The organism is Streptomyces cylindrosporus (assembly GCF_022698165.1).
GTDB lineage: Bacteria > Actinomycetota > Actinomycetes > Streptomycetales > Streptomycetaceae > Streptomyces > Streptomyces cylindrosporus.
Map to the genome: position 1 here is coordinate 302,885 of NZ_JALDAY010000006.1, position 25,699 is coordinate 328,583.

19 protein-coding genes are annotated in these 25,699 nt (G+C 71.3%); 9 read left to right on the forward strand and 10 right to left on the reverse strand.

The features are described from left to right. Window positions 1–6 precede the first annotated feature (6 nt). From MQP27_RS21225 to MQP27_RS21255, 7 genes are all read right to left on the reverse strand, one after another. On the reverse strand, window positions 7–972 hold the full coding sequence (locus MQP27_RS21225) for a phosphotransferase family protein (RefSeq protein ID WP_242766863.1): 966 nt from the start codon (window positions 970–972) through the stop codon (window positions 7–9). Further along, a complete protein-coding gene (locus MQP27_RS21230) occupies window positions 969–2,180 on the reverse strand; it encodes an acyl-CoA dehydrogenase family protein (protein WP_242766864.1) in 1,212 nt (403 codons plus the stop codon). The genes MQP27_RS21225 and MQP27_RS21230 overlap by 4 nt, the downstream gene beginning before the upstream one ends. Before the next feature lie 10 nt (window positions 2,181–2,190). Continuing rightward, complete coding sequence (locus tag MQP27_RS21235; RefSeq protein WP_242766865.1) at window positions 2,191–3,339, reverse strand: thiolase family protein; 1,149 nt, start codon at window positions 3,337–3,339, stop codon at window positions 2,191–2,193. After that, window positions 3,336–3,707, reverse strand: a complete 372-nt coding sequence (locus MQP27_RS21240; RefSeq protein ID WP_242766866.1) for a Zn-ribbon domain-containing OB-fold protein — start codon at window positions 3,705–3,707, stop codon at window positions 3,336–3,338. The genes MQP27_RS21235 and MQP27_RS21240 overlap by 4 nt, the downstream gene beginning before the upstream one ends. Next, a complete protein-coding gene (locus MQP27_RS21245) occupies window positions 3,692–4,480 on the reverse strand; it encodes an enoyl-CoA hydratase/isomerase family protein (RefSeq protein ID WP_242766867.1) in 789 nt (262 codons plus the stop codon). The genes MQP27_RS21240 and MQP27_RS21245 overlap by 16 nt, the downstream gene beginning before the upstream one ends. Window positions 4,481–4,581: 101 nt before the next feature. Then, window positions 4,582–5,715, reverse strand: coding sequence for an acyl-CoA dehydrogenase family protein (locus MQP27_RS21250; RefSeq protein WP_242766868.1), 1,134 nt, complete (start codon window positions 5,713–5,715; stop codon window positions 4,582–4,584). 109 nt (window positions 5,716–5,824) lie between these two features. Then, on the reverse strand, window positions 5,825–6,619 hold the full coding sequence (locus tag MQP27_RS21255; RefSeq protein WP_242766869.1) for an SDR family NAD(P)-dependent oxidoreductase: 795 nt from the start codon (window positions 6,617–6,619) through the stop codon (window positions 5,825–5,827). Window positions 6,620–6,680: 61 nt separating this feature from the next. Between MQP27_RS21255 and MQP27_RS21260 the strand changes: the two genes are divergently transcribed. From MQP27_RS21260 to MQP27_RS21285, 6 genes are all read left to right on the forward strand, one after another. Continuing rightward, window positions 6,681–7,754: an NAD(P)-dependent alcohol dehydrogenase gene (locus MQP27_RS21260; RefSeq protein ID WP_242766870.1), complete on the forward strand. Its 1,074-nt coding sequence runs from the start codon at window positions 6,681–6,683 to the stop codon at window positions 7,752–7,754. Window positions 7,755–7,896: 142 nt separating this feature from the next. Beyond that, window positions 7,897–9,255, forward strand: coding sequence for an FAD-dependent oxidoreductase (locus MQP27_RS21265; protein WP_242766871.1), 1,359 nt, complete (start codon window positions 7,897–7,899; stop codon window positions 9,253–9,255). 173 nt (window positions 9,256–9,428) lie between these two features. Then, window positions 9,429–10,298, forward strand: coding sequence for a branched-chain amino acid ABC transporter permease (locus MQP27_RS21270; RefSeq protein WP_242766872.1), 870 nt, complete (start codon window positions 9,429–9,431; stop codon window positions 10,296–10,298). Window positions 10,299–10,310: 12 nt separating this feature from the next. Continuing rightward, a complete protein-coding gene (locus tag MQP27_RS21275; RefSeq protein ID WP_242766873.1) occupies window positions 10,311–12,821 on the forward strand; it encodes a branched-chain amino acid ABC transporter ATP-binding protein/permease in 2,511 nt (836 codons plus the stop codon). Between the two features lie 25 nt (window positions 12,822–12,846). Beyond that, on the forward strand, window positions 12,847–14,058 hold the full coding sequence (locus MQP27_RS21280) for an ABC transporter substrate-binding protein (RefSeq protein ID WP_242766874.1): 1,212 nt from the start codon (window positions 12,847–12,849) through the stop codon (window positions 14,056–14,058). Window positions 14,059–14,192: 134 nt separating this feature from the next. Then, window positions 14,193–18,368: a beta-galactosidase gene (locus tag MQP27_RS21285; protein ID WP_242766875.1), complete on the forward strand. Its 4,176-nt coding sequence runs from the start codon at window positions 14,193–14,195 to the stop codon at window positions 18,366–18,368. Between the two features lie 73 nt (window positions 18,369–18,441). Here the strand turns inward: MQP27_RS21285 and MQP27_RS21290 are convergent, their stop codons facing one another. Continuing rightward, window positions 18,442–21,087, reverse strand: coding sequence for an alpha-L-rhamnosidase-related protein (locus MQP27_RS21290; protein WP_242766876.1), 2,646 nt, complete (start codon window positions 21,085–21,087; stop codon window positions 18,442–18,444). 250 nt (window positions 21,088–21,337) lie between these two features. On the opposite strand from MQP27_RS21290, the gene MQP27_RS21295 reads away from it, so the two are divergent. From MQP27_RS21295 to MQP27_RS21305, 3 genes are all read left to right on the forward strand, one after another. Continuing rightward, on the forward strand, window positions 21,338–22,213 hold the full coding sequence (locus tag MQP27_RS21295; protein WP_242766877.1) for an alpha/beta fold hydrolase: 876 nt from the start codon (window positions 21,338–21,340) through the stop codon (window positions 22,211–22,213). Beyond that, window positions 22,210–22,812 carry a TetR/AcrR family transcriptional regulator gene (locus tag MQP27_RS21300; protein ID WP_242766878.1) on the forward strand — a complete coding sequence of 201 codons (603 nt, stop codon included), beginning with the start codon at window positions 22,210–22,212 and terminating at the stop codon, window positions 22,810–22,812. Before MQP27_RS21295 ends, MQP27_RS21300 begins: the two co-directional genes overlap by 4 nt. Before the next feature lie 167 nt (window positions 22,813–22,979). Further along, entirely contained in the window at window positions 22,980–23,390 is a 411-nt protein-coding gene (locus tag MQP27_RS21305; protein ID WP_242766879.1) for a PLL family lectin, read from the forward strand. Window positions 23,391–23,400: 10 nt separating this feature from the next. Here the strand turns inward: MQP27_RS21305 and MQP27_RS21310 are convergent, their stop codons facing one another. Both MQP27_RS21310 and MQP27_RS21315 read right to left on the reverse strand, forming a co-directional pair. Beyond that, window positions 23,401–23,751, reverse strand: a complete 351-nt coding sequence (locus MQP27_RS21310) for an ArsR/SmtB family transcription factor (RefSeq protein WP_242766880.1) — start codon at window positions 23,749–23,751, stop codon at window positions 23,401–23,403. Between the two features lie 221 nt (window positions 23,752–23,972). Continuing rightward, window positions 23,973–25,697 carry a SulP family inorganic anion transporter gene (locus tag MQP27_RS21315; protein ID WP_242766881.1) on the reverse strand — a complete coding sequence of 575 codons (1,725 nt, stop codon included), beginning with the start codon at window positions 25,695–25,697 and terminating at the stop codon, window positions 23,973–23,975. Between the last annotated feature and the right edge of the window lie 2 nt (window positions 25,698–25,699).

Genomic DNA, 25,699 nt, shown 5'->3' on the forward strand with positions numbered 1-25,699 from the left:
ACTCCTTCAGGACCGTGGGGCGAGGATGTCGCCGGCCGCGCGGATCATCGCCGCGATGGTCGGGGGCAGCCGCTCCTGGTCGGGGTCGTGGTGCTTGCCCTCGCGGTGCCTGCGCAGGTTGTGGCCCATGATCGCGGCCATCTTCGTGCGGGCCAGGGCGCGGAACCAGTCGAAGGCGGGGGGCTCGGGTCGGCCGTCGAGATAGGCGGTGAGCAGTTCTTCCTCGCCGGGCAGGCCGGGGACGGCACGGCCCACCCGGGGGAAGTTGCGGTGGTCGGCGAAGAGCAGGAACCAGGCGAGGTCGATGCGCGGGTCGCCGTATCCCCAGATCTCCCAGTCGATGACGGCGGCCGGGCGGTCGCCCCGGCACAGGACGTTGCCGAGGCGGAAGTCGCCGTGGACGAGGGTGGGCGGGATGCTGTCGGGGATGCGGGCGGCCAGGGCTTGCAGGACGTCCTCGGCTCCGGGGCGGAGTTCGGACGGCACCGCGCGCATGGTGCGGCTCCATCGCTCCAACTCCCCTGCCGGGTCCAGCGGTTCGACGGCCTCGGTCTTCGTCCAGCCGTGCAGGTCCCGTAGGACGTCAGGCAGGGCCAGCATCCGGCTGCGGCACAGCTCGGGATCGAGTCGGTGCTCGTCGAGGACCGGCTCGATCGCCTCTCCGTCCACGAACTCCATGGCGAACCAGGCCGGTTCGCTCTCGTCGACGGCGACGACGCCGGGGACGGGCACCGGTGAGTCGGCGAGTGCGCGCAGGATGCGGGCCTGGCGCAGGACGTCGTTGCGGCCGACGGGGCGTTGGCCGGGTGGTACCGCTTTGACGACGTACGACGCCGGTCCTGCCGTGATGGAGTAGGTGAGCCCGGAGTGGCCGCCGGGCAGGGGGTGCAGTTCGCCGAGGGACTGGTGTCGGTCGGCGAGTCGCTCACGGACCCGTCGCGCGAGTTCGTTCGTCTCGGTTGTGGTGCTCAACGCCCCTCTCCCTTCGGCTCCTTGGGCAGCCCCAGTACGCGCTCGGCCAGGATGTTGCGCTGGATCTCGTCGCTGCCGCCCGCGATGCGGTAGCCAGGCGCGCCGAGCAGGTGCTCGGTCCAGGCGTAGGTGCCCCACTCCCCCGTGTCGGCGGCCAGGCGTGGCCCCAGGAGTTGCTGGACGAGGTCGGTGGTGGCGCGCATGGTGGCGGTGGCGTGGAGCTTGCCGACGGAGGCCTCGGCGCCGGGTTCGCGGCCGGCCGCGAGTGCCGATGTCACGCGCAGTCCCGTGAGCCGTTGCACGAGGGCGCGGACGTACAGGTCGGCCGCCTGCTGCTCTTCGCCGCCGGTGAGCGGGCGGGGCAGGTGCCGGGCGAGTGCGAGGGCGCGGTCGGCGTTGTCCAGGCCGAGGACGCCGGAGTCGAGGCGTTCGGCGGCCAGCACGGTGAGAGTGACCCGCCAGCCTTGGCCGACCGGGCCGAGCCGGTCAGCGTCGGGGACGAACACGTCGTCCAGGTAGACCTCGTTGAAGCTGGAGCCGCCGGTCATCTGCCGGATGGGCCGTACGGTGACACCCGGCGCGTCCATGCGAACCAGGAAGACCGTGATGCCCGCGTGCTTGGGCACGTCCGGGTCGGTGCGGCAGACCGCGACGCCCCAGGTGGCGACCCGGGCGCCGGACGTCCAGACCTTGTGGCCACTCAGGACCCACCCGTCGCCGTCCCGTACGGCACGGGTGCGGACGGCGGCGAGGTCCGAGCCCGCCTCGGTCTCCGAGAACAGCTGGCAGGCGAGTTCGTCGGTGCGGAGCATGGGCCGCAGCCAGCGCCGCCGCTGCTCCTCGGTGCCCCAGATACGGACGGCGGGGGCGACGAGCTGCTGGGTGACCGGGAAGACCTCGGTGCGCCGCGGCACGTCGAAAGCGGATTCCTCCGAGCGGTACAACCGCTCGTAGTGGACTGGCAGTTCGCGCCCCCCGTACTCCGGCGGCCAGGCGAGCGCACCCCACCCCTGGTCGTAGCGGGTGCGCTCCCAGTCCCGTGTCCGGTCCGTGTGCTCGCGCTCCTCGGCCTCCGTCCGGTTCTCGAAGACGGCCACCGAGTCGTCGCCGCTGCCCCACTCCTGGCGGGCGGAGCGCGGTGGTGCCACGCCCTTGAGCCAGCGGCGGGCCTCGGCGCGGAACTCGTCCAGGCCGGGTATGCCGTCCATGATCCTCCTCTCAGCGGGTCAGCACGGTGCAGGCGCTGACGCCCGGGGCTCCGTACACGTGGGTGAATCCGGTCGACGGCTCGTCCGAGACCTGGCGTTCACCGGCTCGGCCGCGCAACTGCTGTACGACTTCGTAGACTTGGCGCAGGCCGGAGGCGCCGATGGGTTCACCGTTGGCGATGCAGCCGCCGTCGGTGTTGACCGGCAGCGAGCCGTCGATGCGGGTCGCGCCGTAGGGGATGAGCGATTCCTGTTCGCCGTGCTCGCAGAATCCGCACTCGGCCAGGTGCATCACCTCGGCACCGCTCTCGGTGTCCTGCAGCTGGCAGACGTCGATGTCGCCCGGGCCCAGTCCGGCCTCCTCGAAGGCGGCTTGAGCGGCGTCCGCGCTCACGCTGGTCGGTGTCCCGGTCGGTGCCCAGGGGCTGAACACCTCGAAGGAGCCGAAGCGGCGGGTGCGTACGGCCGCCGCACGCAGCGTGATCGGGGTTCCGGCGAGTTCGCGGGCCACGGCGCGGTTGCAGAGGATGAGGGTGACGGCGCCTTGGCCGGGCGAGCAGAACATGTAGCGGGTCAGGGGGTCGTTGACCAGGCCGGACGCCAGGATCTCGGCCGCGTCGAGCGGTTTGCGGCGCCAGGCGTGCGGGGTGAGCACGCCGTTGGCGTACGCCTTCTCGGCGACCATGGCGAGGGTGCGGGCGCTGATGCCGTGGTCGTGCATGTAGCGCTGGATCTTCATGGCGAAGAACTGGGTGGTGACCATCAGTCCGTCGTGGCCGTAGGCCTCGTCGAGCCCCCAGTCGGCGGGCCGCGGGTCGAAGGCGCCGCGCGGGTGTTTGTCGAAGCCGACGGCGAGGGCCACGTCCGCTGCCCCGGAGCGGATCGCGTTCGTGGCCGCGACCAGTGCGCTGCCGCCGGTCGCGCAGCCGTTGCGAACGTTGGTGAACGGCACTCCGGTCAGGCCGAGTTCGGCGACCAGGGTGTCGGCGTTGCCGGCGGCATCGCTGCCGCCGTAGGCGGCCCGCACCCGGGACCAGGGCAGTCCGGCGTCGGCGAGAGCGGCTCGCACGGCCTGCACGGCCAGCTGCCGGCCGCTCGCCTCGGTGCGGGCGAAGGAGGTGATCCCGGCGCCGCAGACGAGCACCTCCTCGCCGCTCATACGACGCTCCGGTGGCCCCGGGGAACGCCGGTGCCCGCGGCGAGCGTCACCGGCATGCCGATCTCGGCGTCCTCGGGCCGGATGTCGAGGGCGGCCAAGACCCGTACTCCTTCAGGCAGTTCGACGTATCCGACGGTGAACGGGGTGAAGCCGGCGGCGGGTGGGACGTACGGCGGCGACTTGGGCGCGTACCGCTGCACGGTCCAGGTCCACAGGGTGCCCGTGCCGGAGAGCTCGACCGGTTCGGCCTCTCCCCCGCAGCGCGGACACGCAGGGCCTGCCGGGTAGGTGGCCACCGCGCAGTCGGCGCACCGGGAGCCGTGCAGCCGGCCCCCGCTCTCCGGCTGTGCGGTCAGCGGCCCTTCCACTGCGGCTCCCGCTTCTCCAGGAAGGCCGACACACCTTCCGCAGCGTCCTCGGAGTTGAGCATCACGCCGACCGCGAGGTGCTCCATGACCATGAGCGACTGGATGTCGGCGTCGAGGCTGCGGTCGATGGTCATCTTGGTGATCCACATGGTGAAGGGGCTCTTGTCGATGAGCTGGTCGGCGAACTCCTCGACGGTGGCGTCGAGTTTGTCCGCGGGCGCCGAGGCGTTGACGAGGTCGAACTCGGCGGCCTCGACGCCGGTGAGCAGCTTGCCGGTGAGCATCAGCTCCTTCGTCTTGCGCACTCCGATCATGCGCGGCACCCGGTAGATCGGTCCGGCGCCGCCGAACAGCGCGCGGCGGATGTGGAAGTCGCCGATCAGGGCGTCGTCCGCGGCGATCGCAAAGTCGCAGGAGATCATCAACTCGAAGCCGCCCGCGGTGACATGGCCTTCGAGCACGGCGATCGACGGTGTCTTCATCGAGTAGAGCCGGTCGCAGACCTTGGCCGACAGCACGGCGACGTCGATGGCGTTGGACCTGCCGACGAAGTCGGCCTTGAGGCTGTCCAGGTCGAACCCGGAGCAGAAGGTGTTGCCTCGGCCGCGCAGGATCAGCACGCGCAGCTCGGGGTCGGCGTCGACCTCGGTGATGATCTCGTCCAGCCGATTGAGGATCGACACGGTCACGCAGTTCTTCTTGTGCGGGCGGTTCAGCCAGACCCGCGCCACGTGACCGTCGCGCTCGAACTGGATCTCGTCCTCGACTGCCATGAGCTCCTCCAAACTGAACTGAATTGAGTTCGATTCTGTGGGCGATAGATGCCCCTGTCAATGGATCGGGAGCGGCAACCGCTGCGAGCGGTGCCGAGCGGTCAGCCGGTTCGGCCGGTGAGACCGAGCAGCCCGGCCAGGCGCCGCCGGTGGTCGTCACCCGTGCCGAACAGGGCCTCGTCGGCGCGCGCCCGGCGGACGTAGAGGTGGGCCGGGTGCTCCCAGGTGAAGCCGATTCCGCCGTGGAGCTGGACGTATTCGGTGGCGGCCAGTCGGTAGGCGCCAGTGCAGGCCACCGCCGCCGCGCTCGCCGCCACGGGGAGTTCCGGCGCCGCTCCGGCGAGGCAGGCGGTCGCATACGCCGCTGCCGACCGCGCTCCCTCGACCTCGACGAGCAGGTCGGCGAGCCGGTGCTTGACCGCCTGGAAGGAGCCGATGGCGCGGCCGAACTGGGTCCGCTGGGAGAGGTGGGCGAGCAGCTCGTCCAGTGCGTGCGCGCTGCCGCCGACGTGCTCGGCCGCCAGCGCCACCCGTCCGACGTCGAGGACGGCGTCGACGATTTCCGCCGCCTGTCCGGGCTCGCCGACCGGTTCGGCGGACTGCCCCCGGAGGCGTACACATGCTTGGCGGCGGGTGGGGTCGAGGACCTTGCGGGCGATCCGGTCGCAGGTCGCTCCGTCCGGCTCGCAGGCGAACAGCCGCTCCCCGTCCGGTGCCCGCGCCGCGACCAGGAGTAGCCCGGCGTCCTCTCCGTCGGGCACGAAGTCGGTCTCGCCCCGCAGTACCCAGCCGTCCGGGCCGCGTTCGGCGGTGACGTCCGCGGGCTGCAGGAACCCGGCGACCGTCGCCGTGAGCGCTCCTGCGGCGATGCCCGGCAGCCAGCGCGCGCAGGCCTGCCTGTCGCCGGCGGCGAGCAGGGCGTGTCCGGCGAGTACGACCGTGCTGAGCAGCGGCGCGGGGCACAGCACGCGCCCGGTCTCCTCCAGCGCCACGGCAAGCTCGGCGAAGGTGTAGCCGGCACCGTCGTACTCCTCGGGCACGGCAAGGCCGTGGACGCCTATCTCGGCGGCGAGGCGGTCCCACAGCACCCGGTCATGTCCGCGAGGGCTGTCGATCTGCCGGCGGACCTCCTCGGGCCCGCAGGTCTCGGCGAGGAAGTCCCGCAGGACAGCCCTCAGTTGGCGTTGCTCTTCGGTCTCCGCCAGCATCGCGGGATCCGCAACGAGCTGGAACATCCAAGCCTCCTTCGATTGCACCCACCTGGGGAGCGCGGGGCCGGGTCCATGTGCGGCTTCGCCGCGACGGACCAGGACCGCCCGGAGCGATCCACGAGCAGATGAGCTCTCAAACCGTGAACCGCCCGCCATTCGCCAGCAGCACGGCCCCCACGAGGTTCGCCGCCTCCTCGCTCGCCAGAAACAGAGCGATGTCGGCGATCTCCTCCGGTGTCGCGTACGGCCGGACCCGCGGATCGGCAAAGCCCTGCCTCAGCGCCGCGGGTGTCCGCGCGGCCATGCCCGTCTCGGTCGGCCCCGGCGCGACGGTGTTGACGCGGACGCCGAACGCGACGGCCTCCTTGGCGACGGACCGGCTCAGCGCGTGCGCGCCCGCCTTCGAGGCCGCGTAGTGCGAATAGCCGGCCTGTGCGTCGAAGGCCGAGGAGGAGCCGACGGTGACGACGGCTCCGGATCGGCGCGGCGCCATGACCCGCAGGGCCGCCCGCAGAACGTGGAAGGTGCCGTCCAGGTTGACGCGCATGACGCGCCGCCAGGCTTCGTCGCCGAGCCGGGCCGTCACCTCCGGCGGCCGGTCCGCGACCAGGGCCTCGGCGATCCACTCCTTCGCCGTGGGGTCATCGACCCCGGCCGCGTGCACCAGGACATCGAGCCGCCCGTGCTGCCGTACGACCTCATCGAAAGCCTGGTCGACCTGTGCGGCTTCGGCCACGTCGAGCATCAGCGGGCGGGCTTTGCGCAGTTCCTTCGCGACGGCCTCCGCAGCCGGGCCGTCGATGTCCGCGGCGAAGACTTCAGCCCCCTGCTCGGCGAGTCGTCGGGCGACCGCCGCGCCGATGCCGGATCCCGCGCCGGTGACGAGTGCGATCCGCCCGTCGAAGCGTCCCGTGTGCTCATCGCCCATGCACGTCCACCACCCCGCATCCGTTTACTGAACTGACTTCATTTTTGTTACTGTGCCTTGTATGTCAACAGGCAGGACGAGAGCACTCCGACTCACCCGCTGGGGCGGCCCGCCGACCCTCACCGAGTCGACCCGGTCCGTTCCCACGGGCGAAGAGGTCCTGATCGAGGTGGAGGCGGCCGGCATCTGTCGTTCGGACCTCCACGTGATCGACGCACGCGACGGCGTTCTCCCCTACCGGCTTCCCTTCACGCTCGGCCACGAGGTCGCAGGCCGGGTGGTGGAGCGAGGCCCGGAGGCCGCGGGTCCGACCATCGGCGAGCGCGTGGTCGTCTACGGCCCCTGGGGCTGCGGCACTTGCGCACGCTGCGCGGCCGGGGCGGAGAACTACTGCGATCGACGCACGGCGCTCGACGCGGACGGCGTCGGTACGGGAGCGGGCCTCGGGCGCAACGGCGGGATGGCCGACCTGATGCTCGTACCGTCCAAGCGGCTCCTCGTACCGGTGGGCGACCTGGCCGCCGCCCAGGCGGCACCACTGTCGGACGCCGGGCTCACCGCGTATCACGCCGTCGCGTCGGTCCGGTCCGCGCTCGGCGACGACCCCTGTGCGTGCGTGGTGATCCTCGGCGTCGGCGGGCTGGGGCATCTGGCCGTCCAGATCCTGCGCGCCACGACGAACGCGCAGGTGCTGGCGGTGGACGTACGCGCGGAAGCCCTCGCACTCGCCGGCGAGTGCGGTGCGCACTTCGCGACACTCCTGCGACCCGACACCGCGGCGGTCCTGCGGGGCCGGACGGGCGGGGTCGGGGCCGCGGCCGTACTCGACTTCGTCGGGAACGGTTCCACCATGGAACTGGCGGCGGGGGTACTGCGAGCGGGCGGGGAGCTGGCCGTGGTGGGCAGCGGCGGCGGGCAGCTGGTGATCCGCAAGCCCGGCGCACTGCCTCCAGGGACACGGGTCTCACTCCCCTTCTGGGGGACCCGGCCCGAGCTGGAAGCGGTGGTCGCCCTGGCCCGTGCGGGTTCCCTGCGGGTGCGCGTCGAGGAGTTCCCGCTGTCCGGCGCGGCGGAGGCGATCGCGAGGCTCCGCTCCGAGGCGGTGCGGGGGCGGGCAGTCCTGGTCCCCGACTGAGGCTGTCCCGGCCGGCCGACACCACCGATGCGGCCGAAAATCATACTGTCCAACCCCGCGCCCGCCGACCTCTCGACTCCAGAAGTGAGTTCAATTAGCGTCTTGTTGCGTTCGACGACACGCGAAGGTGGTGGGACCCGCTATGGGTGCGGAGACTGTGGATCTGCTGGTGATCGGCGGCGGCATGGCCGGCCTGTCGGCGGCCGCCCGGGTGGCTGCCGAGGGCGGCACCGTGGCCCTGGTGGAGAAGGCGGAGCGTACCGGCGGCTCCGCGCGCTTCGCCGGTTTCGTATGGACGGCGCCGAGCCTCGAGGAGATGCGCCGCGTCAACCCGGACGGCGACCCGGATTTGACCACCGCCCTCGTGGACGGGTTCGCCGATGGCGTCGACTGGATCCGGTCGCTGGGCGTGGAGTGCCGGCCGCCGGTGCCGGTGCTGGGCTTCGGCCGCGGTCACCAGGTCGACACGAACCACTACCTGGACACCTGCGAGCGGCTGATCCGCGACCGGGGCCAGGAAGTGCTGACGGGCACCTGGACCAGCTCCCTCCTGATGGAGAACGGCGTGGTCAAGGGTGCGGAACTCCTTTTGCCGGACGGCTCCGCGCGCCGGGTCGAGGCCACCTGGACCCTGCTGGCGAGCGGGGGTTTCCAGGGCGATCCCGGCCTGCGCGCCGAGCATGTGCATCCGCAGGCCGCTGACATCGGGCTGCGCGCCAACCCGCACAGCCGGGGTGACGGTCTTCGGCTCGGCCGTACGGCGGGCGCGGCGTTCGGCAGGAAGGATGCGGGCTTATACGGCCATCTGATGCCGGCCGGGGTCTGCCTCGCCGACCCGGCGCGCTTCGTGGACCTGGCGCTCTACTACAGCGAGCACGCCCTGCTGTTCGACACGACGGGCGAGCGGTTCGTGGACGAGACGATCGGGGACCACCTCACCACGATGGCGTTGCTCGAACGGCCCCGGGCGCGCGGCCTGTTGGTCGCCGACGCACGGGTGCACCGGGAGTGGATCAGCGCCTCGTACGTGGAGGGTATCCCCGGCGTGGACAAGTTCCAGCTGTGCCATCGCGCCGGTGCCCGTGCCGCGGTCGCGGAGAGTCTGGAGGACTTCGCGTCGATGCCCGAGGAGTGGGGCTATCCCGGCGCCACGATCCGGGACCGGATCGAGGAGTTCAACGCCGCCGTGAGCGGTGGCGGGAGCCTCGCCCCCGGCCGCCTCCTCGACCGCCTGCCTCTGGACGAGCCGCCGTTCTATGTCGTCGAGGCGGCTCCGGCGATCACGTTCACCTTCGGCGGCCTGCTGATCGACGCCGGGGCGCATGTCCTGTCCGCGGAGTCGTCCGGCCAGGCTCCGGTTCCGGGCCTGCTCGCGGCGGGCGCCGACGCGGGCGGGCTGTACCGGCGCGCCTACGCGGGCGGCCTCGCCCCCGCCCTGGTCTTCGGCCTGGCGGCGGCCCGCACCGCGCTCGGCGAGACGCCGGCGCCCGTCGGCCGCTGACCTCTCCGGCCACCGGCTTCGGATGGCCGCACAAATCCCGTGCACGAGTCTTGCCCACCCGGCGCCCGCGCGCCTAGCTTACTGAATTGAGTTCACTTTAACTCTGTGGTCCGTGAGGTGATCATGCTTCCCGCACGCATGGCGCGAACGCGCCCTTCTCGGAGGGAGCGACTGTGAGTCAGTTCCTGCTTGTCCTGGTCAGTGGAGTGGCCAGCGGAGCCGTGTACGGCCTCATGGGCCTCGGGCTGGTGATCATCTACCGGGCCACGGACGTCGTGAACTTCGCGATGGCCTCGCTGGCGACCCTGGGCCTGTACGTGGCGCTCTCGCTCCACGACCGCGGGGTGGCGACGCTGCTCGGCGTCCTCGCCGCCGTCGTCATCACCGTCACTGCGGGCCTGGTGGTACGGGAGGCGGTGATCCGGCCGCTGGGGCAGGGCCAGTTGTTCTCCGCCCTCGTCGTGACGATGGGCGTGTCCCTGATCGCCGAGAGCGTGGCTGGATCGATCTGGGGCAACCAGCCGAAGTCGTTCCCGAACCTGATCGACGGGTCGGTGCGCTGGTCCGGTGCCGCGCTGCCGGTCCAGAGCCTGCTGACGATCGCCGTCGCCGCCGTCGCGATGGCCCTGGTCGGCTATCTCTTCACCCGCACCACGCTCGGCTCCGCCATGCGCGCCGCGGCCGAGTCCGCCGACACGGCCCGCGTGGTCGGCCTGAGCTCGCAGCGCCTGGCCAGGATCTCCTGGGCGCTGGGCCTAGGCCTCGCCGCACTCTCCGCCTGCCTGTACGCACCTCGCTCAGGCCTGGTGCCCACCGCGCTGGTCGCACCCCTGTTCCGGGCCTTCGCCGGCATCTTCCTCGGCGGCCTGACCAGCATGTACGGCGCTGTCGTAGGCGGTCTGACCATCGGCGTGCTGGACAACATGGCGGCGAACTACATCTCCGCCAGTTTCCGGGACACGTTCGTGTTCTCGTTCACCGTGCTGGTCCTGCTGATCCGGCCCCAGGGCATGTTCGGCACCCGCACCTTCCAACGGGTCTGAGGGGTCGCGTCCATGGTCTTCAACCGTTCCCTCCTGGCGAGGGCCGCCCTGGGCCCGGCGGCCGGCGCGGTGCTCATGGTGTTCATGGCCTCCGGCGCCATCCCCGCCTACCAGATGTACTCGGTGGGACTCGCGGCCGTGTACGCGGTCGTCGTGCTGTCGGTCGGCCTGCTCGCCGGCTGGTCCGGCATCTGGTCGGTGGGCCACCCCGCGTTCTTCGCCATCGGCGCCTACTTCGCCGCGTACGGCAGCGGCCACGACTGGCCCCTGGAAGCGGTGATCCTCGGCGCCGTCGCCACCGGCGCCGCCCTGGGCGCCTTCCTCGGATACGCCGGTGCCCGCTTCTCGGTGCTCTACATCGCCCTGCTGACCCTCGCCTTCACCATGGTGACCCTGGAACTGATCAACCGCTGGAGCAGCGTCACCGGCGGCGACCAGGGAGTACCGGTCCTCCAACTGCGCAGCGGACTCGGTCTGGGCACGGTCCTGGGTGGCAGCACGGAGGCGCAGTACCTCGCGGTCGGCGCCGCGGCCGTCGTCCTCGCGCTCGCCGTACCGGCCGCCGCCTCGGGGCTGCGGATGCGGCTCGTGGCCGCCAAGTCGCATCCCCTGGCCGCCCGTACGATCGGCATCGCGCCGGAGGCCCAGTCCTCACTGTCCTTCGCGGTGAGCGGGGCGTGCACCTGCTTCGCGGGCGTACTGCTCGGGCTGCTCACCGGCTTCGTCAGCCCTGATCCCTTCTCGCTCAACTTCGGCATCTCGCTGATCGCGGCCTGCGTCCTCGGCGGGGTCGGCACGATCCTCGGCGCGGTGGCCGGCGGGATCTACCTCACCTGGAACCCCTCGCTGTCCTCCGCGGTCGGACTGCCCCAGCCGGTCGTGCAGGGCATCGTCCTGATCGCCGTACTCCTGTTCCTGCCCGGTGGGGTCGTACCGTTCCTGGCCAAGCCGGCGCGCACTCTGTTGCGGCGCGTTCCGCGACGGCCGCACGCCGAAACGCCTGCGGACCCCTCTCCGAACCAGGCTCCGGCCCCGACCGGTGGCCCCGTACTGCTGAACCTGGAGCATGTGTCCGTCTCCTACGGCGGCCTCAAAGCTCTTGAGGACGCCTCCCTCACCCTTCGTCAGAACGAGATCTTGGCTGTCATCGGTCCCAATGGGGCCGGAAAAACTACCCTGTTGAACGCCCTGTCAGGGCTGACCGGCAACGGGCGGGTGAGCGGGACCGCCGACTTCGCCGGCCGGCCGCTGCTCAAGGCCAGGGCGACCGCGCGGCGGCGGATGGGCATCGGCCGCACGTTCCAGCACGCCGAGGTCTTCTCCGAACTCACCGTCGCGGAGAACGTGTTGTGCACCCGCCGCCGGATCACCCCCCGGCGCCGGGCCGAGGTCGCGCGGCTGCTGCACTCCGTCGGCCTGGCGGACGTCGCCGACCGCCGGCCCGCGGAGCTTCCCTTCGGCCTGCAAAAGCGCCTCGACCTGGCCCGCGCGATGGCCGAGGAACCTCAACTCCTTGTCCTGGACGAGCCGTTCGGCGGCCTCGACGCGGGCGAACGGGCCCTGCTGGCCGGGCACATCCGGCGACTGCACGCCGACGGCACCGCCGTCGTCGTCATCGACCACGTCCTCGACGACCTCTTCTCCGTCGCCCACCGGGTGCTCGCCTTCGACTTCGGCCGCACGATCGGCGAGGGCACCCCGGACACCGTCCTGCAGGATCCCGAGGTGCGCTCGTCGTACCTGGGCAGTGTCGAGGGCCGGACCCGGCCGCCCGAGCACACCGGCGGGCGGAGCATGGTCCGGCTGCACGGTGTCGGCCACGCCTACGGCGGTGTGGTCGCCCTGCGTGACGTCGACCTCGACGTCCGCCAGGGGGTCGTGCTGGGCATCGCCGGCGCCAACGGAGCGGGCAAGAGCACCCTGGCCGGCATCCTGCACGGCTCCCTCGCGCCGACCCACGGCAACCGCGAGACCGCCGGGGCCCTGCGCACCAGCCTCGCACCGGAGGGGCGGGCCCTGTTCAAGACGCTGTCGCTGCGCGAGAACCTCGAAGTCGCCGCCTACGCGGCCGGCATCACCGGCGCCCCGCTGCGCGCACGGCTGGAAGAGACCATGCAGTGGCTGCCGCCGCGGCTGCGCGACCGCATGTCCGCACCGGCCGGCGGGCTGTCCGGCGGGGAACAGCAGATGCTCGCCATCGCCCGGGCCCTGATCGTGAGCCCGGACATCCTGATCGTCGACGAACCGGCACTGGGCCTGGCCCCCGCGCTGGTCGACGAGGTGTACGACCGGCTGTCCGGGCTGGCCCGCGACGGCCTCACCGTCGTCCTGCTCGAACAGCTCCTCAGCCGGGCCCTGTCCGTGTGCCACGAGGTGGCCGTGCTGCACGAGGGCGTCGTCGCGGTCCACGGGCGGCCGGGCGACCCGGCGTTCGAGGCCCTGGCTGAAGCGGCCTACTTCAACGGCGGCCCGACCCTCGCCCCCGGCACGGCGGCCACCGCCCAGACCTCCCAGGTGAACTGACATCCCGTTGCGAACGAGGTAAACCATGTTCCGAACCACGAGAAGGTACCGCCGCGCCGCGGGATCGCTGGCCGTCCTGGCCGCGGTGGCGCTCACCGCCAACGCCTGCGCCGGCCAGGACTCCGCCGGTGCCACCGGCGGCAGCTCGTCGGAGATCCACATCGGCGCATGGCTCCCGCTCACCGGCGCCACCGCCACCTACGGCGTGGCCGAAAAGGTGGGCGCCGACGCCTACTTCAAGATGGTCAACGCGCAAGGCGGCATCAACGGCCGCAAGATCAAGTGGACGGTGAAGGACAACGCGGCCGACCCGCAGCAGACCGTGCAGATCGCGCGTGAACTGGTCGGCCAGGACAAGGTCGTGGCGATCGTGAACGCCAACGGGACCTCGCAGGCGGAGGCGGCCTTCCCGTTCGTCCTCAACCAGTCCAAGGTGCCGGTGCTCAACGAGGTCGGCGGCGCCGAGAACTGGTACGAGCCGCCGCGCCCGGGCCTGTTCGGCACGCAGACCCTGTACGAGGACCAGGCCGCGGCCGTCGCCTCCTGGGCGGTGCAGGACGGTGCGAAGAAGATCCTCGTCGTGCACAGCGATCCGGCCGCCTTCGTGAACGTGGCCAAGCAGGTGGAGCCCGTCGCGAAGAAGGTGGACCCGTCGGTCCGGGTGGACCGGCTGGCGGTCAAGTACCAGACCACCGACTACACGCCGGTGATCAGCAAGGTGAAGGCCGACAAGCCCGACGCCGTCATCGTGATCCTCACCTCCCCCGAGGCGGCGGCCTACCTCAAGGAGGCCAAGCTCCAGGGACTCTCCCTGCCCACCTACGCGTACGCGCCCGTGGCCGCCGAGTCGACGATCGCGCTGGCCAAGGACGCCGCCGAGGGACTCAAGGCCGTGCAGCTGGTGAAGGCTCCCTCGGACCCGGATCCCGCGGTCAAGGAGTTCCGGACAGCGATGGCCAAGTACGAGCCCGGTCAGGACGCCGGCTTCCTCGCCCTGTGGGGCTGGAGCAACGCGAAGGTGTTCGCCGAGATCGCCAAGACCATCAAGGGACCCGTCACCTCCCAGGCCCTGACCGCCGCGTACCAGAAGGCGTCCTCCGTGGATCCCGGGGTCTCCCCCGTGATGAAGTTCAGCGCGGGCGACCATCTCGGCACGCGCAGTGTCCAGCGCGTGGTCGTGAAGAAGGGCGTCTGGACATCGGTCGGCGACTTCTACACTCCGCCGGCCCGCGACTGAACACCCCCTCGTCCTCTGCCACTTCGCCTCAACCGCGTCCTCCCGCCCCATTGTGTTGAGCCTTGCCCAGCTTTACTGTTCGACTTTGCCTGAGTCTGTTCGATCCTGATTGCTCAGGCGAGAGGGAGGCCGCGGTGCGGAGTGACCGGATCGATTCACAGGCTGCGAGACCCGTCCGGCGTCGGTGGTGGCAGGCGGTCCTGTCGGCGGCCGCGACCATCGCCCTCGCCGCGGGCATGACCGCGCCCGCCGCGGCACGGGACACCGGCGGGCAGGCACCCGCGACCGTGGCCGGGGCAACTGCCCAGGCGCACACGGTGAGTTTCGACGGCTACTCGTTCCTCGTCGACGGCAAACGCACCTACCTGTGGTCCGGCGAGTTCCACTACTTCCGGCTCCCGAGCCAGGACCTGTGGCGCGACATCTTCCAGAAGATGAAGGCCGCCGGCTTCAACTCCACCTCGCTGTACTTCGACTGGGGCTACCACTCGCCGAAGCCGGGGGTGTACGACTTCACCGGCGTGCGTGACGTCGACAAGCTGCTCGACATGGCCGAGGAGGCGGGGCTCTACGTCATCGCCCGCCCGGCGCCCTACATCAACGCGGAGGTCGACAGCGGCGGTCTGCCCGGCTGGCTGACGACCAAGGCCGGGCACAACCGCAGTGACGACCCGGAGTTCCTGAAGTACGCCGACGAGTGGCTGACGCAGATCGACCGGATCATCGCCCGGCACCAACTCACCAACGGCACCGGGTCGGTGATCGCCTATCAGGTCGAGAACGAGTACTACGACGGCTCGGCCGCGGGCCGCTCGTACATGAAGCATCTGGAGGACAAGGCCCGCGCCGACGGCATCACCGTACCGCTGACCGGCAACAACAACGGCACCTTCAACTCCGGTACCGGCGCCCTGGACGTCGACGGCCCGGACTCCTACCCGCAGGGCTTCGACTGTTCCAACCCGACGAAGTGGAACGGCGTCCCCGACATCAGCTACGACCACCCGGCCGGAAAGCCGCTGTACTCCCCAGAGTTCCAGGGCGGCGCCTTCGACCCGTGGGGCGGGCCGGGCTACGACAAGTGCGCCCAGCTGATCAACGAGCAGTTCGCCAACGTGTTCTACAAGCAGAATATAGCCGTCGGCGCCACCGCGCAGAGCTTCTACATGACCTACGGCGGCACCAACTGGGGCTGGCTGGGCATGCCCCAGAATTACACGTCGTACGACTACGGGGCCGCGATCCGCGAGACCCGCCAGCTCGATCCGAAGTACTACGAGGACAAGCTGATCGGGTACTTCACGCAGGCGGTCGCGCCGCTGACCAAGACCGACGCGATCAGGGCCACGCCACCGGACGACTCCGCCGTCGTCGACACCGCCCGCATCAACCCGGACACCAAGACGCAGTTCCACGTCCTGCGGCACGGCAACTCCACCTCCACGGCCGTCGACAAGGCGCACATCTCGCTGGACTTCAACGCCCAGCCCGTCACGGACACCACCTACACCTGGGACGATCCCGACTCCGCACTGCAGTACAGCGGTTCGTGGTCGCACGTGGCCGACACCAGCTACACCGGCGGGGACTACAAGCACACCGAGTCGTTCTCCAACAAGGCCGGCGACTCGCTCACCGTCCCCTTCGACGGCACGGCGATCCGCTGGATCGGCTCGAAGACGAACAACCACGGCTACGCCGACGTGTACCTGGACGGCGACAAGGTGGCCACGGTCGACGACTCCGGCTCCGAGAACCAGGCGGTGCTCTTCCAGAAGACCGGCCTGGCCGGCGGATCCCACACGCTGAAGATCGTCGTCACGGGGAGCCACAGCTCGGGATCCACGGACAACTACGTGGCCATCGACGCCATCGACGTGCCGACCGGCACCGCAGCCGAGGAGCCGACCTATCCGGTCGTGCCGCAGCAGCCCGGCACCGCGATCACGCTGGACGGACGCGACTCGCACGTGATCGTGGCCAACTACCCGCTCGGGGACCAGCAGTTGCAGTACTCGACGTCGGAGATCATGACCGACGCGACCATCGCCGACCGTGACGTCGCCGTCCTGTACGGCGATGCGGGCAGCGACGGCGAGAGTGTCCTGCGCTACTCCTCCAAGCCCACCGTCACCGCCGACGGCGGCACCGTCACGACCACCTGGGACCCGGACAGCGGCGACCTGCGCCTCAACTACACCCACAAGGGCCTGATCCGCGTCAGCGTCACCGGCGGCGGAAAGCGCCCGCTCCTCCTGCTCGTCGGCGACAAGGCGACGGCCGAGACGTTCTGGCGCCAGGACACCGCGAGCGGCCCGGTGCTCGTGCGCGGCACCCACCTGCTGCGGACGGCCACCAGCCGGAACGACGGCCGCACCGTGGCCCTGACCGGCGACAACGCCGACGACAAGAACATCGAGGTGTTCACCTCGGCCCGCCAGGTCACCTGGAACGGACGGGCGGTGAACACCCGCACCACTGACACAGGAAGCCTCACCGGGACGATCCCGGTGGCCGCCGCGGTCCACCTTCCGGCCCTGACGAACTGGAAGCACGCCGACGAGTCCCCCGAAGCGGCCCCCGGCTTCGACGACACCACCTGGCAGGTGGCCGACAAGACGACCACCAACAGCGTCTCCGGCATCAACAAGCTGCCGGTCCTCTACGCGGACGACTACGGCTTCCACACCGGCAACACCTGGTACCGCGGCCGCTTCCACGCCACCGGCAAGGAGACCGGCGTCCACCTGGTCTCGGACTCCGGCGGCGGCGCACAGGCGTTCTCCGCCTGGCTCAACGGCACGTTCCTGGGCAGCTCCACCACGGGCAGCGCCGACTTCACCTTCCCGGCCGACGCGGTGAAGGCCAAGGGCGACAACGTCCTGTCCGTGCTCACCGTGAACATGGGGCACGAGGAGGACTACAACTCCACCAACGGCAACAAGACCGCACGCGGTCTGACCAGCGCCTCCCTCGTCGGGGCCCCGCTGACCTCCGTCACCTGGCGGGTGCAGGGCGTACGCGGCGGCGAGGACCTCCTGGACACGGTGCGCGGCCCGCTGTCGACGGGCGGCCTGTACGGCGAGCGGGCCGGCTGGTCCCTGCCGGGCTACCCGGACGACACCTGGAAGAAGGTGTCCCTGCCGGCGACCGACACCCGCCCCGGCGTCTCCTGGTACCGCACCGACGCCGAACTGGACCTGCCGCGCGGCCAGGACACCTCGCTCGGTCTGACCTTCACCGACGACCCGTCACGCAAGTACCGGGCCACGATCTTCGTCAACGGCTGGCAGGTCGGCAACTACGTCAACTACCTCGGCCCGCAGGACACGTTCCCGGTCCCCAACGGCATCCTGAACCCGAACGGCCACAACAGCATCGCCATCGCCGTGTGGAACCTGGACGGCAGCACCGGCGGCCTCGGCAAGGTCTCCCTCACCGACTACGGCAGCTACGCCTCCTCCCTGCGCGTCGCACAGAACGACAGCCCGCGCTACGACGCCCGCACCTACGCGATGCCGAAGCGTCCGGGAGCGGACGTCACCCTGGACGTGCCGGACACCGCCCAGCCCGAACAGGCCTTCACGGCACGGGCGACGGTACGGGTGCCCAAGGACCGGCCGGCCGCCTCCCAGCTGAAGGCCGCGCTCTCGGCGCCCGACGGCTGGGACGTGAGCGCCGCGAGCCCCACGTCCGTCGACCGCCTGCGCTCCGGTCAGTCGGCCACCTTCACCTGGAAGGTCCGGCCACCGGCCGGGACTCTGCCCTCCGCCTCGGCGCTCACCGCCACGGTGGACTACCGGCAGGCCGGACGGCAGGCCACCGGCTCCGACGAGCGGATCGTCGGCGGCATCCCACCGGCCCCGCCGGCCGGGAAGAGCGCGGTGAGCGACCTGCCGTTCCTGTCCTCCACCAACGGGTGGGGCCCGGTGGAACGCGACACCAGCGTCGGCGAACAGGCGGCCGGCGACGGCCGCCCCATCACGATCGCCGGTGTCGGCTACACCAAGGGCCTGGGCACCAACTCGGTCAGCGACGTCGAGCTCTACCTCGCCGGAAACTGCTCGCGGTTGACGGCGAACGTCGGTGTCGACGACGAGACGGGTGGCGCGGGAACGGTCACGTTCTCCGTGATCGCCGACGGCAAGACCCTGGTGACCACGCCGACGATCCGCGGCAAACAGGCCGCGGTGCCGATCGACGTCGACATCAGCGGCGCCCAGGTCGTCGACCTGAAGGTCGGTGACGCCGGGGACGGCAACGGCAACGATCACGGCGACTGGGGGACGCCTACGCTGACGTGCGGCTAGCCGCGCGACCGTAACTCGCCTGCGGCGGAAGGGCTTTGCTCCTCCGCCGCAGGCGTTCAACTGGGGCCGGGCGTCAACCGTCCCGACGGGCGGTGAAGTCGTGCGTGCCCGGGGGCAGTTCGGAGATCGTGACGCGGCCGTCGACGACGCCGACCGTGGCGTCGCGGCCATGGCGTCCGTCCCACACCTGACGGTTCCCGGCCCGCACGGTCAGGTGACGACCCCCCGGTACGGCGATCGTCGCTCGGGTGCCGTGGGGGACGACGACGGTGAGGTGGAAGGTGCCCCCGGAGTTCTCCCAGGCGACGCGCAACGGGCCGTGCGGGGTGGGGAGTTGGCCCTGCGCCCAGGCGACGTCGCCGGGATGCGGGCGTACCTCCCAGGTGGCGTAGCCGGGGGAGGTCGGGCGGGCGCCCAGCAGGTGGTGCGTGAGCGCGGGCAGGACGCCCGTGGACCAGCCGTGCGCCATGCTCGTGTACGCGTCCTCGTACAGGGAGCCGTTCGGGCCGATGCCCTCCCAGTTCGTGATGCCGGGGTCGTGGGTGTCCATCCAGCCGTAGGTACGCCGGATCTGGTCCAGCGCCGAGTCGGCGCGCCCGGCCTCGAAACGGGCCACGATCTCCGGGTACGAGGTGAAGGCGTACACGCGCTGTGAGGCGCCGTCGAAGATCGTGTCGTTGTCCATGAACGCGTTGCCGTACGGGCGGCGGGTCGTGGCGTCGAGGTGGGCCAGGGCCGATGCCGCGCGGTCGGCGTCGGCGACGCCCGCGGTGACGGCGAGGGCGTTGCCGTCCTGGGCGTGGCGGGCCGCGCCGGTGCCGGAGTCGAGGTAGGCGCCGGCGGCGTCGTCCCACAGGTGCGTGTTGACCGCGTCCTTCACGGTCGCGGCCCGTGCCGTCCAGCGGGCGGCGTCGGCCTCGTGGCCCAGCAGGCGGGCCAGCCGGGCGGCGTCCGTGAGGGCCTGGACGTACAGGACGTTGTAGTAGGTGATGCGTCCGGTGCGCGGCAGGAAGGCGTAGTCGCCGTATCCGCCGGTGTTGTTGAGGCCCTTGCTCAGCAGGCCCGCGTCGTCGGTGACGCTCGGGTACCAGACGTCGAGGACCTTCAGCAGCTGGGGGTAGTAGCGGGCGGCGTAGGTGCGGTCGCCGGTGTAGAGCACGTAGTCCCAGCTGCAGGTGACCCACCACAGCGGATAGTCGAACAGGGCGAGGGTGTACGAGGCGATCGACGCCGGTGGGATCCAGCCGTCGGCGCGCTGGTGTTCGGCGAGGTCGGCCAGGACGTTGCGGGCGGCGGCCGCGGCGTCGTCGTGGGTGAGGTACAGGGTGGGTGCAGAGACGGCCAGATCGCCGACGTACGGGTCGCGGTCGCGTTTCGCGCCGTCGTGCAGGACGAGTCTGCCCTCCAGGGAAGCGGTCCAGGCGTTGCGCGGGTCGACGTCGTCCTGGCGGAAGGTGTCGGTGACCAGTTCGTTGGTGTAGGCGGCCCCGTACCAGTAGCGGTTGAGGTCGTCGTCCGAGCACAGGAACCAGCCGCGGTAGGTGGCGGGGGTGCCCAGGTAGGCGGTGAAGTCGAGGCTGACGGCGTCGATCTCGACCGTGCCCCAGGGCTGGGCGGCGGGGGCGTCGGAGGCCAGGGCGTCGAGGGTGACGCGCAGATAGCGGAAGCCGTGCAGGCCGTCGGCGTAGACCTTGTCGCCGCTCTGGAAGCCCTTGCGGTCGCTCCAGTCGGCGCCCTGGGCCGGGACGGCGAACTGGTCGCAGCCCTGGCCGGCGCCGCCGGCCTGGTCGGATCGAGTGAAGTCGGAGCGGTCGGTGAGGAACTGGCGGGTCTCGGAGAAGGCCAGGCGTACGCCCGGTGAGTTGTCCGAGGCGGAGGTGAAGCGGATGCGCGGGTATCCGACGACGACCTTGCCGAAGTCGATCGTGACGCTGGGGGCAACGACCGGTTCGACCGGCTCGGGCCACACCTCGTTGATCCGGGTGAAGGCGCCGCGCGGGGTGTCCTGGACGCCGGTCACGGTGATGCGGACCTGGTTCGTCGACACGGGTGCGGTGAAGGGCACCGCCCGCTGGATGACATCGTTGTCGGCAACTGTCGCGGCGGTCTGCCAGCCGTCGCCGGCCAGGACGTCGACCGTGAAGTCGGTCGGCACGCCGTCGCTGTTGGAGATCACGGTGATCCCGGACAGCTCCTGCGGCTCGGGCAGGGTGATGGTCAGGGTGTCGGGGAAGGCGCCGAGCGTGTCGTCGTTCCAGAAGGTGTCCGGGTTGCCGTCGACGGCGTTGGCGGCGTCGTAGGTGCGTGGTTGCCCGTCGTTGCCGTTGTTGCCGGCGTGCGTCGAGGAGGCCTGGGCCGTGGTGCCCTGCGGCCAGCGCGGGGCGGGGGTCGGCTGCGGGCGGTGCAGGACCGTTCTGGCGCCGCCGGGTTTGAGCAGGGCGTCGGGGTTGCGGACGTCACCGGTCGGGGCGAGGGCGCGCGCAGGTCGTACCGTGCGGGACGCGGGTCCTTGGACATAGCGCTGCCAGCCCGTGCCGAGGCGTGGCACGCCGGGGGCTTTCGCCGCGGCCGTGTCCGCGCCGGGGGTCGCCGCGGCCGGGGTGGCACTCAGGGGGCCGGCGGTCAGGGCGGCGGCTCCCGCACCGGCTCCGGCCGCCAGGACCGTGCGACGGCCGGGGCCGGGTTGTCCGGTGTTCGGCGTTGTGCTGCTGGAAGTCATGGCACCTCGTCCCTCGAAGGCGATTGAAACGGCGGCTTGAAACGATTCAATATGCTGAGGCAGGGAGACGGTATCCCAAGACCTTGACTGCGTACAGACACCGCGCAGCTCCTCCACCGGGGCCACGGGGCGGACGGGACGCCCGGGCCGACGGGCGCCGGGAATCTCCGTCCGCCCCTCTGTACATACATCCGGGATGGATGTTTTCTGGAAGTCCAGCCCCCAACCGGTCCCCCACGGGGAGGTCGACATGGCGCACAGCGAAGACCTCGGAGTCGCCCGCACGGTGCACTTGCCGCAGGGGGTGATCGCCTACCGGGAACGCGGCGACGGGCCGCCCGTGCTGTTCGTGCACGGGCTGCTGGTCAACGCCGACCTGTGGCGGCACGTGGTGCCGGCCGTCGCGAACGCCGGATACCGCTGTCTGGCCCCGGACTGGCCGCTGGGCTCGCACGAGCACCCCATGAACCCGCGGGCAGACCTGAGCCCGCCCGCTCTGGCCGCGCTCGTCGCCGACTTCCTCGCCGCCCTCGACCTCACCGACGTCACCGTGGTCGCCAACGACACCGGCGGGGCGCTGGTCCAGATCATGATGGCCCGCCATCCGGAGCGGATCGGCCGGGTCGTGCTCACCGACTGCGACAGTCTGGAACGGTTCTTCCCACCTCTGTTCGCCTACCTGCCCGTGCTGGCGCGGCTGCCGGGATCGGGGTGGCTGATCGCCCAGTTCCTGCGGCCCCGGATGCTGCGCCGGCTGCCGTTCGCCTTCGGGCTGCTGTCCAAGGCGCCGATTCCGGCGGAGGTCATGGACTCCTATCTGCGGCCCGCCCGCCGGCATGCGGGTGTGCGCCGCGATCTGCGCCGCTTCCTCACGGGCGTCCACTGCCGGCACACCCTGGCCGCGGCCGAGTCGTTCCCCTCCTTCGACCGGCCCGTCCTGCTGGCCTGGGCCGAGGACGACCGTCTCTTCCCGCTCTCCCTGGCCCACCGGCTCGCCGCCCTGCTCCCCCACGCCCGACTCGCCCCGGTCGCCGACTCCCGCACCTTCATGCCCGAGGACCAGCCCGCCGCGCTCGCCGACCTCATCGCGGCCTTCGCCCAGACCCCCGCGCCAGAGCACCGATGACCGAGCGGCGACGCCAGCAGGACCGCACCCGGGCGACCCGACAGGTGCTGATCAGCACGGCTCGGCGGCTGTTCGCGCAGCGCGGATTCGCCGCCGTGCCGGCCGAGGAGATCGTCGCCGAGGCCGGTCTGACGCGCGGTGCGCTGCGCCATCACTTCGGCGACAAACGCGAGTTGTTCCGCGCCGTGTTCGAAGAGCAGGAGCGCGACATCACCGACCGCGTCGCCGCCGCGCTCGCCGACGCCGACGGGTCGTGGAGCGCCGCCACCAAGGGGCTGTCCGCGTTCCTGGACGCCTGCGAGGACCCCGAGGTGATCCGCATCGCGCTGACGGACGCCCCCGCCGTCCTCGGCTGGGCCGAATGGCGCGCCATCGAGGCCCGGCACGGGCTGGGCCTGGTCATCGCCGGGCTCGACCAGGCCATGGCCGAGGGCATTCTCGTACGACAGCCCGCCGACGTCGTCGGCCATCTGCTCCTCAGCGCCGCGATCGAGGCCGCCCTGCTCATCGCCCAGGCACCCGATCCCCGCGCCGCGCGCGTCGAGGCCGAACAGGCTCTCCTCGCCCTGTTGGGCGGACTGCGGACGCCGAGTGAATGACCGTCAGCGCAGCCGACTGCTGCCGTCGTCCTGCTCGCCTACCCCGGCAGGTTGAGTCCGCCGTCGGCTACCGCAGGAGTTGACTCCCGACGTAGGCCACTCGTTTGACGACGCCCGCCGCTTGGGCTGGGAGGCTCGCCGCACAACGAGAACCGAGGGGGAACCCAGTGAGCATCCTGAGGAAGGCGGCGGCCGGGGCTGCCGCGGCGACGCTCTGTCTGACCGGGGTCGTCGCATCGGCGGGCAGCGCCCAGGCGTCGAGCTGCACCATCACGAAGTGGCACTACACCGGCACCTACAAGTGCGGGACCAAGGTGCTGTCGGCCGACTGGACGGCGAACGGCAGCGTCGACGAGGTCTTCGTCATCGCACCCAACCGCCACATCTGGCACGTGTGGAAGAACGCCGGCGGGTGGAAGGAGATGCCCGGAGGAGGACGGGCCGACAACACGACCGGCTACACGTTCTGGGACGGGATCGAGCGTTGCGTGATCGTCTACGTGAACAGCGCCCCGCACTACTACCAGAACTGTTTCCGCAACGGGGCATGGCACACGTGGACCGTCGCGGGCGGGTGACAGGCCGCGCTCAGGACGCCGGTTTCGCCTCCTGCTGCGTGGCCTGGAGGTCGGCGAGGAGTTCCGCCTGGCCCGCCAGCACGCCCGAGAGGATGGTGCGGGCGACTCGCAGCAGCTCGGCGACGTAGGGGCTGGTCAGCGAGTAGTAGACGGTCGAGCCCTCCTTGCGGGTCACGACGAGGTTCGCGCGCCGCAGGACCGCGAGCTGCTGGGAGAGGTGGGCGGGCTCGATGCCGACCTCGGGCAGCATCTCGGAGACCGCGTGCTCGCGCTCGCTGAGCAGCTCCAGGACGCGGATACGGGCCGGGTGGCCGAGGGTCTTGAAGAACTCGGCCTTCAGTTGGTACAGCGGCGTACTCATCGTGCCGTCGCCTCCCCGGCCCGACAGCACGGCCCCATCGGCCGGACCTCGGCGCATCGCTTCCATCCACCCGTCGACAACATACGGCCATCCCCGCCCGCGGCACCGGGCGGACCGGCGTCGCACCGAGGAACCGAGCCGCCAAGTCCACCGGTGACGACCTCAGGAATTGCCAATGTTAGCAATTCCTGAGGTACCGGCGACAGGACCGGGCGGGCGGCTCATCGCAGGGCTTCCTCGGTCGGCGCCGCGGGCTGCGGGGCGGGTAGGGCGGGCAGCAGTCCGGCCGTCTCCAGGTGGTCGCGGGCGGCGCGGATGGCCTCGGGCGTGGTGGCGTACTCCCTGCCGTCACGGCACAGCAGGTCCAGCGCGCCGACCGATTCCAGGACCTGCCGCTGTCCCGGGCGGATCCCGGAGGCGAGGACCGTGATGCCACGGCGTCGCAGCCTCCGCACCGCGTCCTTGAGGACCAGGGCGCCGGTTGCGTCCATGGTTGTCACGCGGGACATGCGCAGGATCACCACCCGGACGTCGGCCACTTCCGTCAGCTCCAGCAGGAAGCGGTGGGCGGCGGCGAAGAAGAGCGGACCGTCGATGCGGTACGCCACGATGTGCTGCGCCAGCAGTGCGTGTTCCTCGGCGCTGTGGTCGCCCCGGTCGAGCGGGACCTCGTCGAAGCGGGCCTGCTTGGCCACGGCACGCAGGGCCAGCGCGCCTGCCACGGCCAGGCCGATGACGACGGCGTACACGAGGTCGAGCGCGAGGGTCGCGGCGGCGGTCAGCACCAGGATCAGGGCGTCGGACCGGGTCGCCTTGGCCATGGCCTTGAGGGATCCGACCTCGACCATGCGCACGGCCGTGGCCAGCAGCACGCCGGCCAGGGCGGCCAGAGGGATCCGTGAGACGAGGGGTGCCGCCGCGAAGACGATCACCGTCAGGATCGCGGCATGGGTGAGGGAGGCGAGGCGGGAGCTCGCGCCGGTGCGGACATTGACCGCGGTGCGGGCGATCGCCCCGGTCGCGGGGACGCCGCCGAACAGCGGGGCGGCGATGTTGGCCAGTCCCTGGCCGAACAACTCCCGGTCGGGGTCGTGCTGCTGACCGACCGTCATGCCGTCGGCGACCGACGCCGACAGCAGCGACTCCAGGGCCGCCAGGGCGGTGACCGCCACGGCCGGGGCGGCGAGCGAGCCGAGTGAGCCGAGGTCCAGGAAGGACAGCGAGGGTACGGGCAGTCCGGACGGCAGGTCGCCGATCGGTTTGGCCCCGTCGAGATGAGCGACCTGAGCGACCACCGTCGCGGCGATCACGGCCAGGATCGAGAACGGCACGGTCGGCCGCCACCGGGCCCCGGCCAGCATGACCGCCGCCACGGCGACGGCGAAGCCGACGGCGGTCCAGTTCGGGGACTGCGCGAACTCCTCTACCGCCCGCCAGGTGACCACCAGCACCTGGTCGCCCGCGGGCTTGGGCACGCCCAGCGCGTTCGGGATCTGCTGGAGCCCGATCACGCAGGCGATGCCGAGGGTGAAGCCCTCGACGACGGGAGCCGGGATGTACCGCATGTAGCGTCCGGCCCGGGACAGAGCCAGCGCGACCAGCAGCACGCCGGCCATCAGACCGACCGTGAGCACGCCCGTCGGCCCGTACTCGCCGACGATCGGCACGAGGACCACCGTCATCGCGCCGGTCGGCCCCGACACCTGCAGATTCGATCCGCCGAACAGGGCGGCGAACGCGCCCGCGACCACGGCGGTCGCCAGGCCCGCCTCGGCGCCGAGCCCGGAAGAGACCCCGAACCCGAGCGCGAGCGGCAGCGCGACGACGGCCACGGTCAGCCCGGCCAGCAGATCCCGGCGCGGGTCGCGCCGCATGTCGACAAGGTCGGCGCGCCGGGGCAGCACCGCCACCAGCCGGCCCCTCACCGCCCTGACTGCCGACGTCATCG

Coding starts and splice junctions, on each gene's coding strand:
- MQP27_RS21230 (WP_242766864.1), bottom strand. CDS start 2,180: ATGGACGGCATACCCGGCCTGGACGAGTTCCGCGCCGAGGCCCGCCGC.
- MQP27_RS21235 (WP_242766865.1), bottom strand. CDS start 3,339: ATGAGCGGCGAGGAGGTGCTCGTCTGCGGCGCCGGGATCACCTCCTTC.
- MQP27_RS21245 (WP_242766867.1), bottom strand. CDS start 4,480: ATGGCAGTCGAGGACGAGATCCAGTTCGAGCGCGACGGTCACGTGGCG.
- MQP27_RS21250 (WP_242766868.1), bottom strand. CDS start 5,715: ATGTTCCAGCTCGTTGCGGATCCCGCGATGCTGGCGGAGACCGAAGAG.
- MQP27_RS21255 (WP_242766869.1), bottom strand. CDS start 6,619: ATGGGCGATGAGCACACGGGACGCTTCGACGGGCGGATCGCACTCGTC.
- MQP27_RS21260 (WP_242766870.1), top strand. CDS start 6,681: ATGTCAACAGGCAGGACGAGAGCACTCCGACTCACCCGCTGGGGCGGC.
- MQP27_RS21265 (WP_242766871.1), top strand. CDS start 7,897: ATGGGTGCGGAGACTGTGGATCTGCTGGTGATCGGCGGCGGCATGGCC.
- MQP27_RS21275 (WP_242766873.1), top strand. CDS start 10,311: ATGGTCTTCAACCGTTCCCTCCTGGCGAGGGCCGCCCTGGGCCCGGCG.
- MQP27_RS21280 (WP_242766874.1), top strand. CDS start 12,847: ATGTTCCGAACCACGAGAAGGTACCGCCGCGCCGCGGGATCGCTGGCC.
- MQP27_RS21290 (WP_242766876.1), bottom strand. CDS start 21,087: ATGACTTCCAGCAGCACAACGCCGAACACCGGACAACCCGGCCCCGGC.
- MQP27_RS21295 (WP_242766877.1), top strand. CDS start 21,338: ATGGCGCACAGCGAAGACCTCGGAGTCGCCCGCACGGTGCACTTGCCG.
- MQP27_RS21300 (WP_242766878.1), top strand. CDS start 22,210: ATGACCGAGCGGCGACGCCAGCAGGACCGCACCCGGGCGACCCGACAG.
- MQP27_RS21310 (WP_242766880.1), bottom strand. CDS start 23,751: ATGAGTACGCCGCTGTACCAACTGAAGGCCGAGTTCTTCAAGACCCTC.
- MQP27_RS21315 (WP_242766881.1), bottom strand. CDS start 25,697: ATGACGTCGGCAGTCAGGGCGGTGAGGGGCCGGCTGGTGGCGGTGCTG.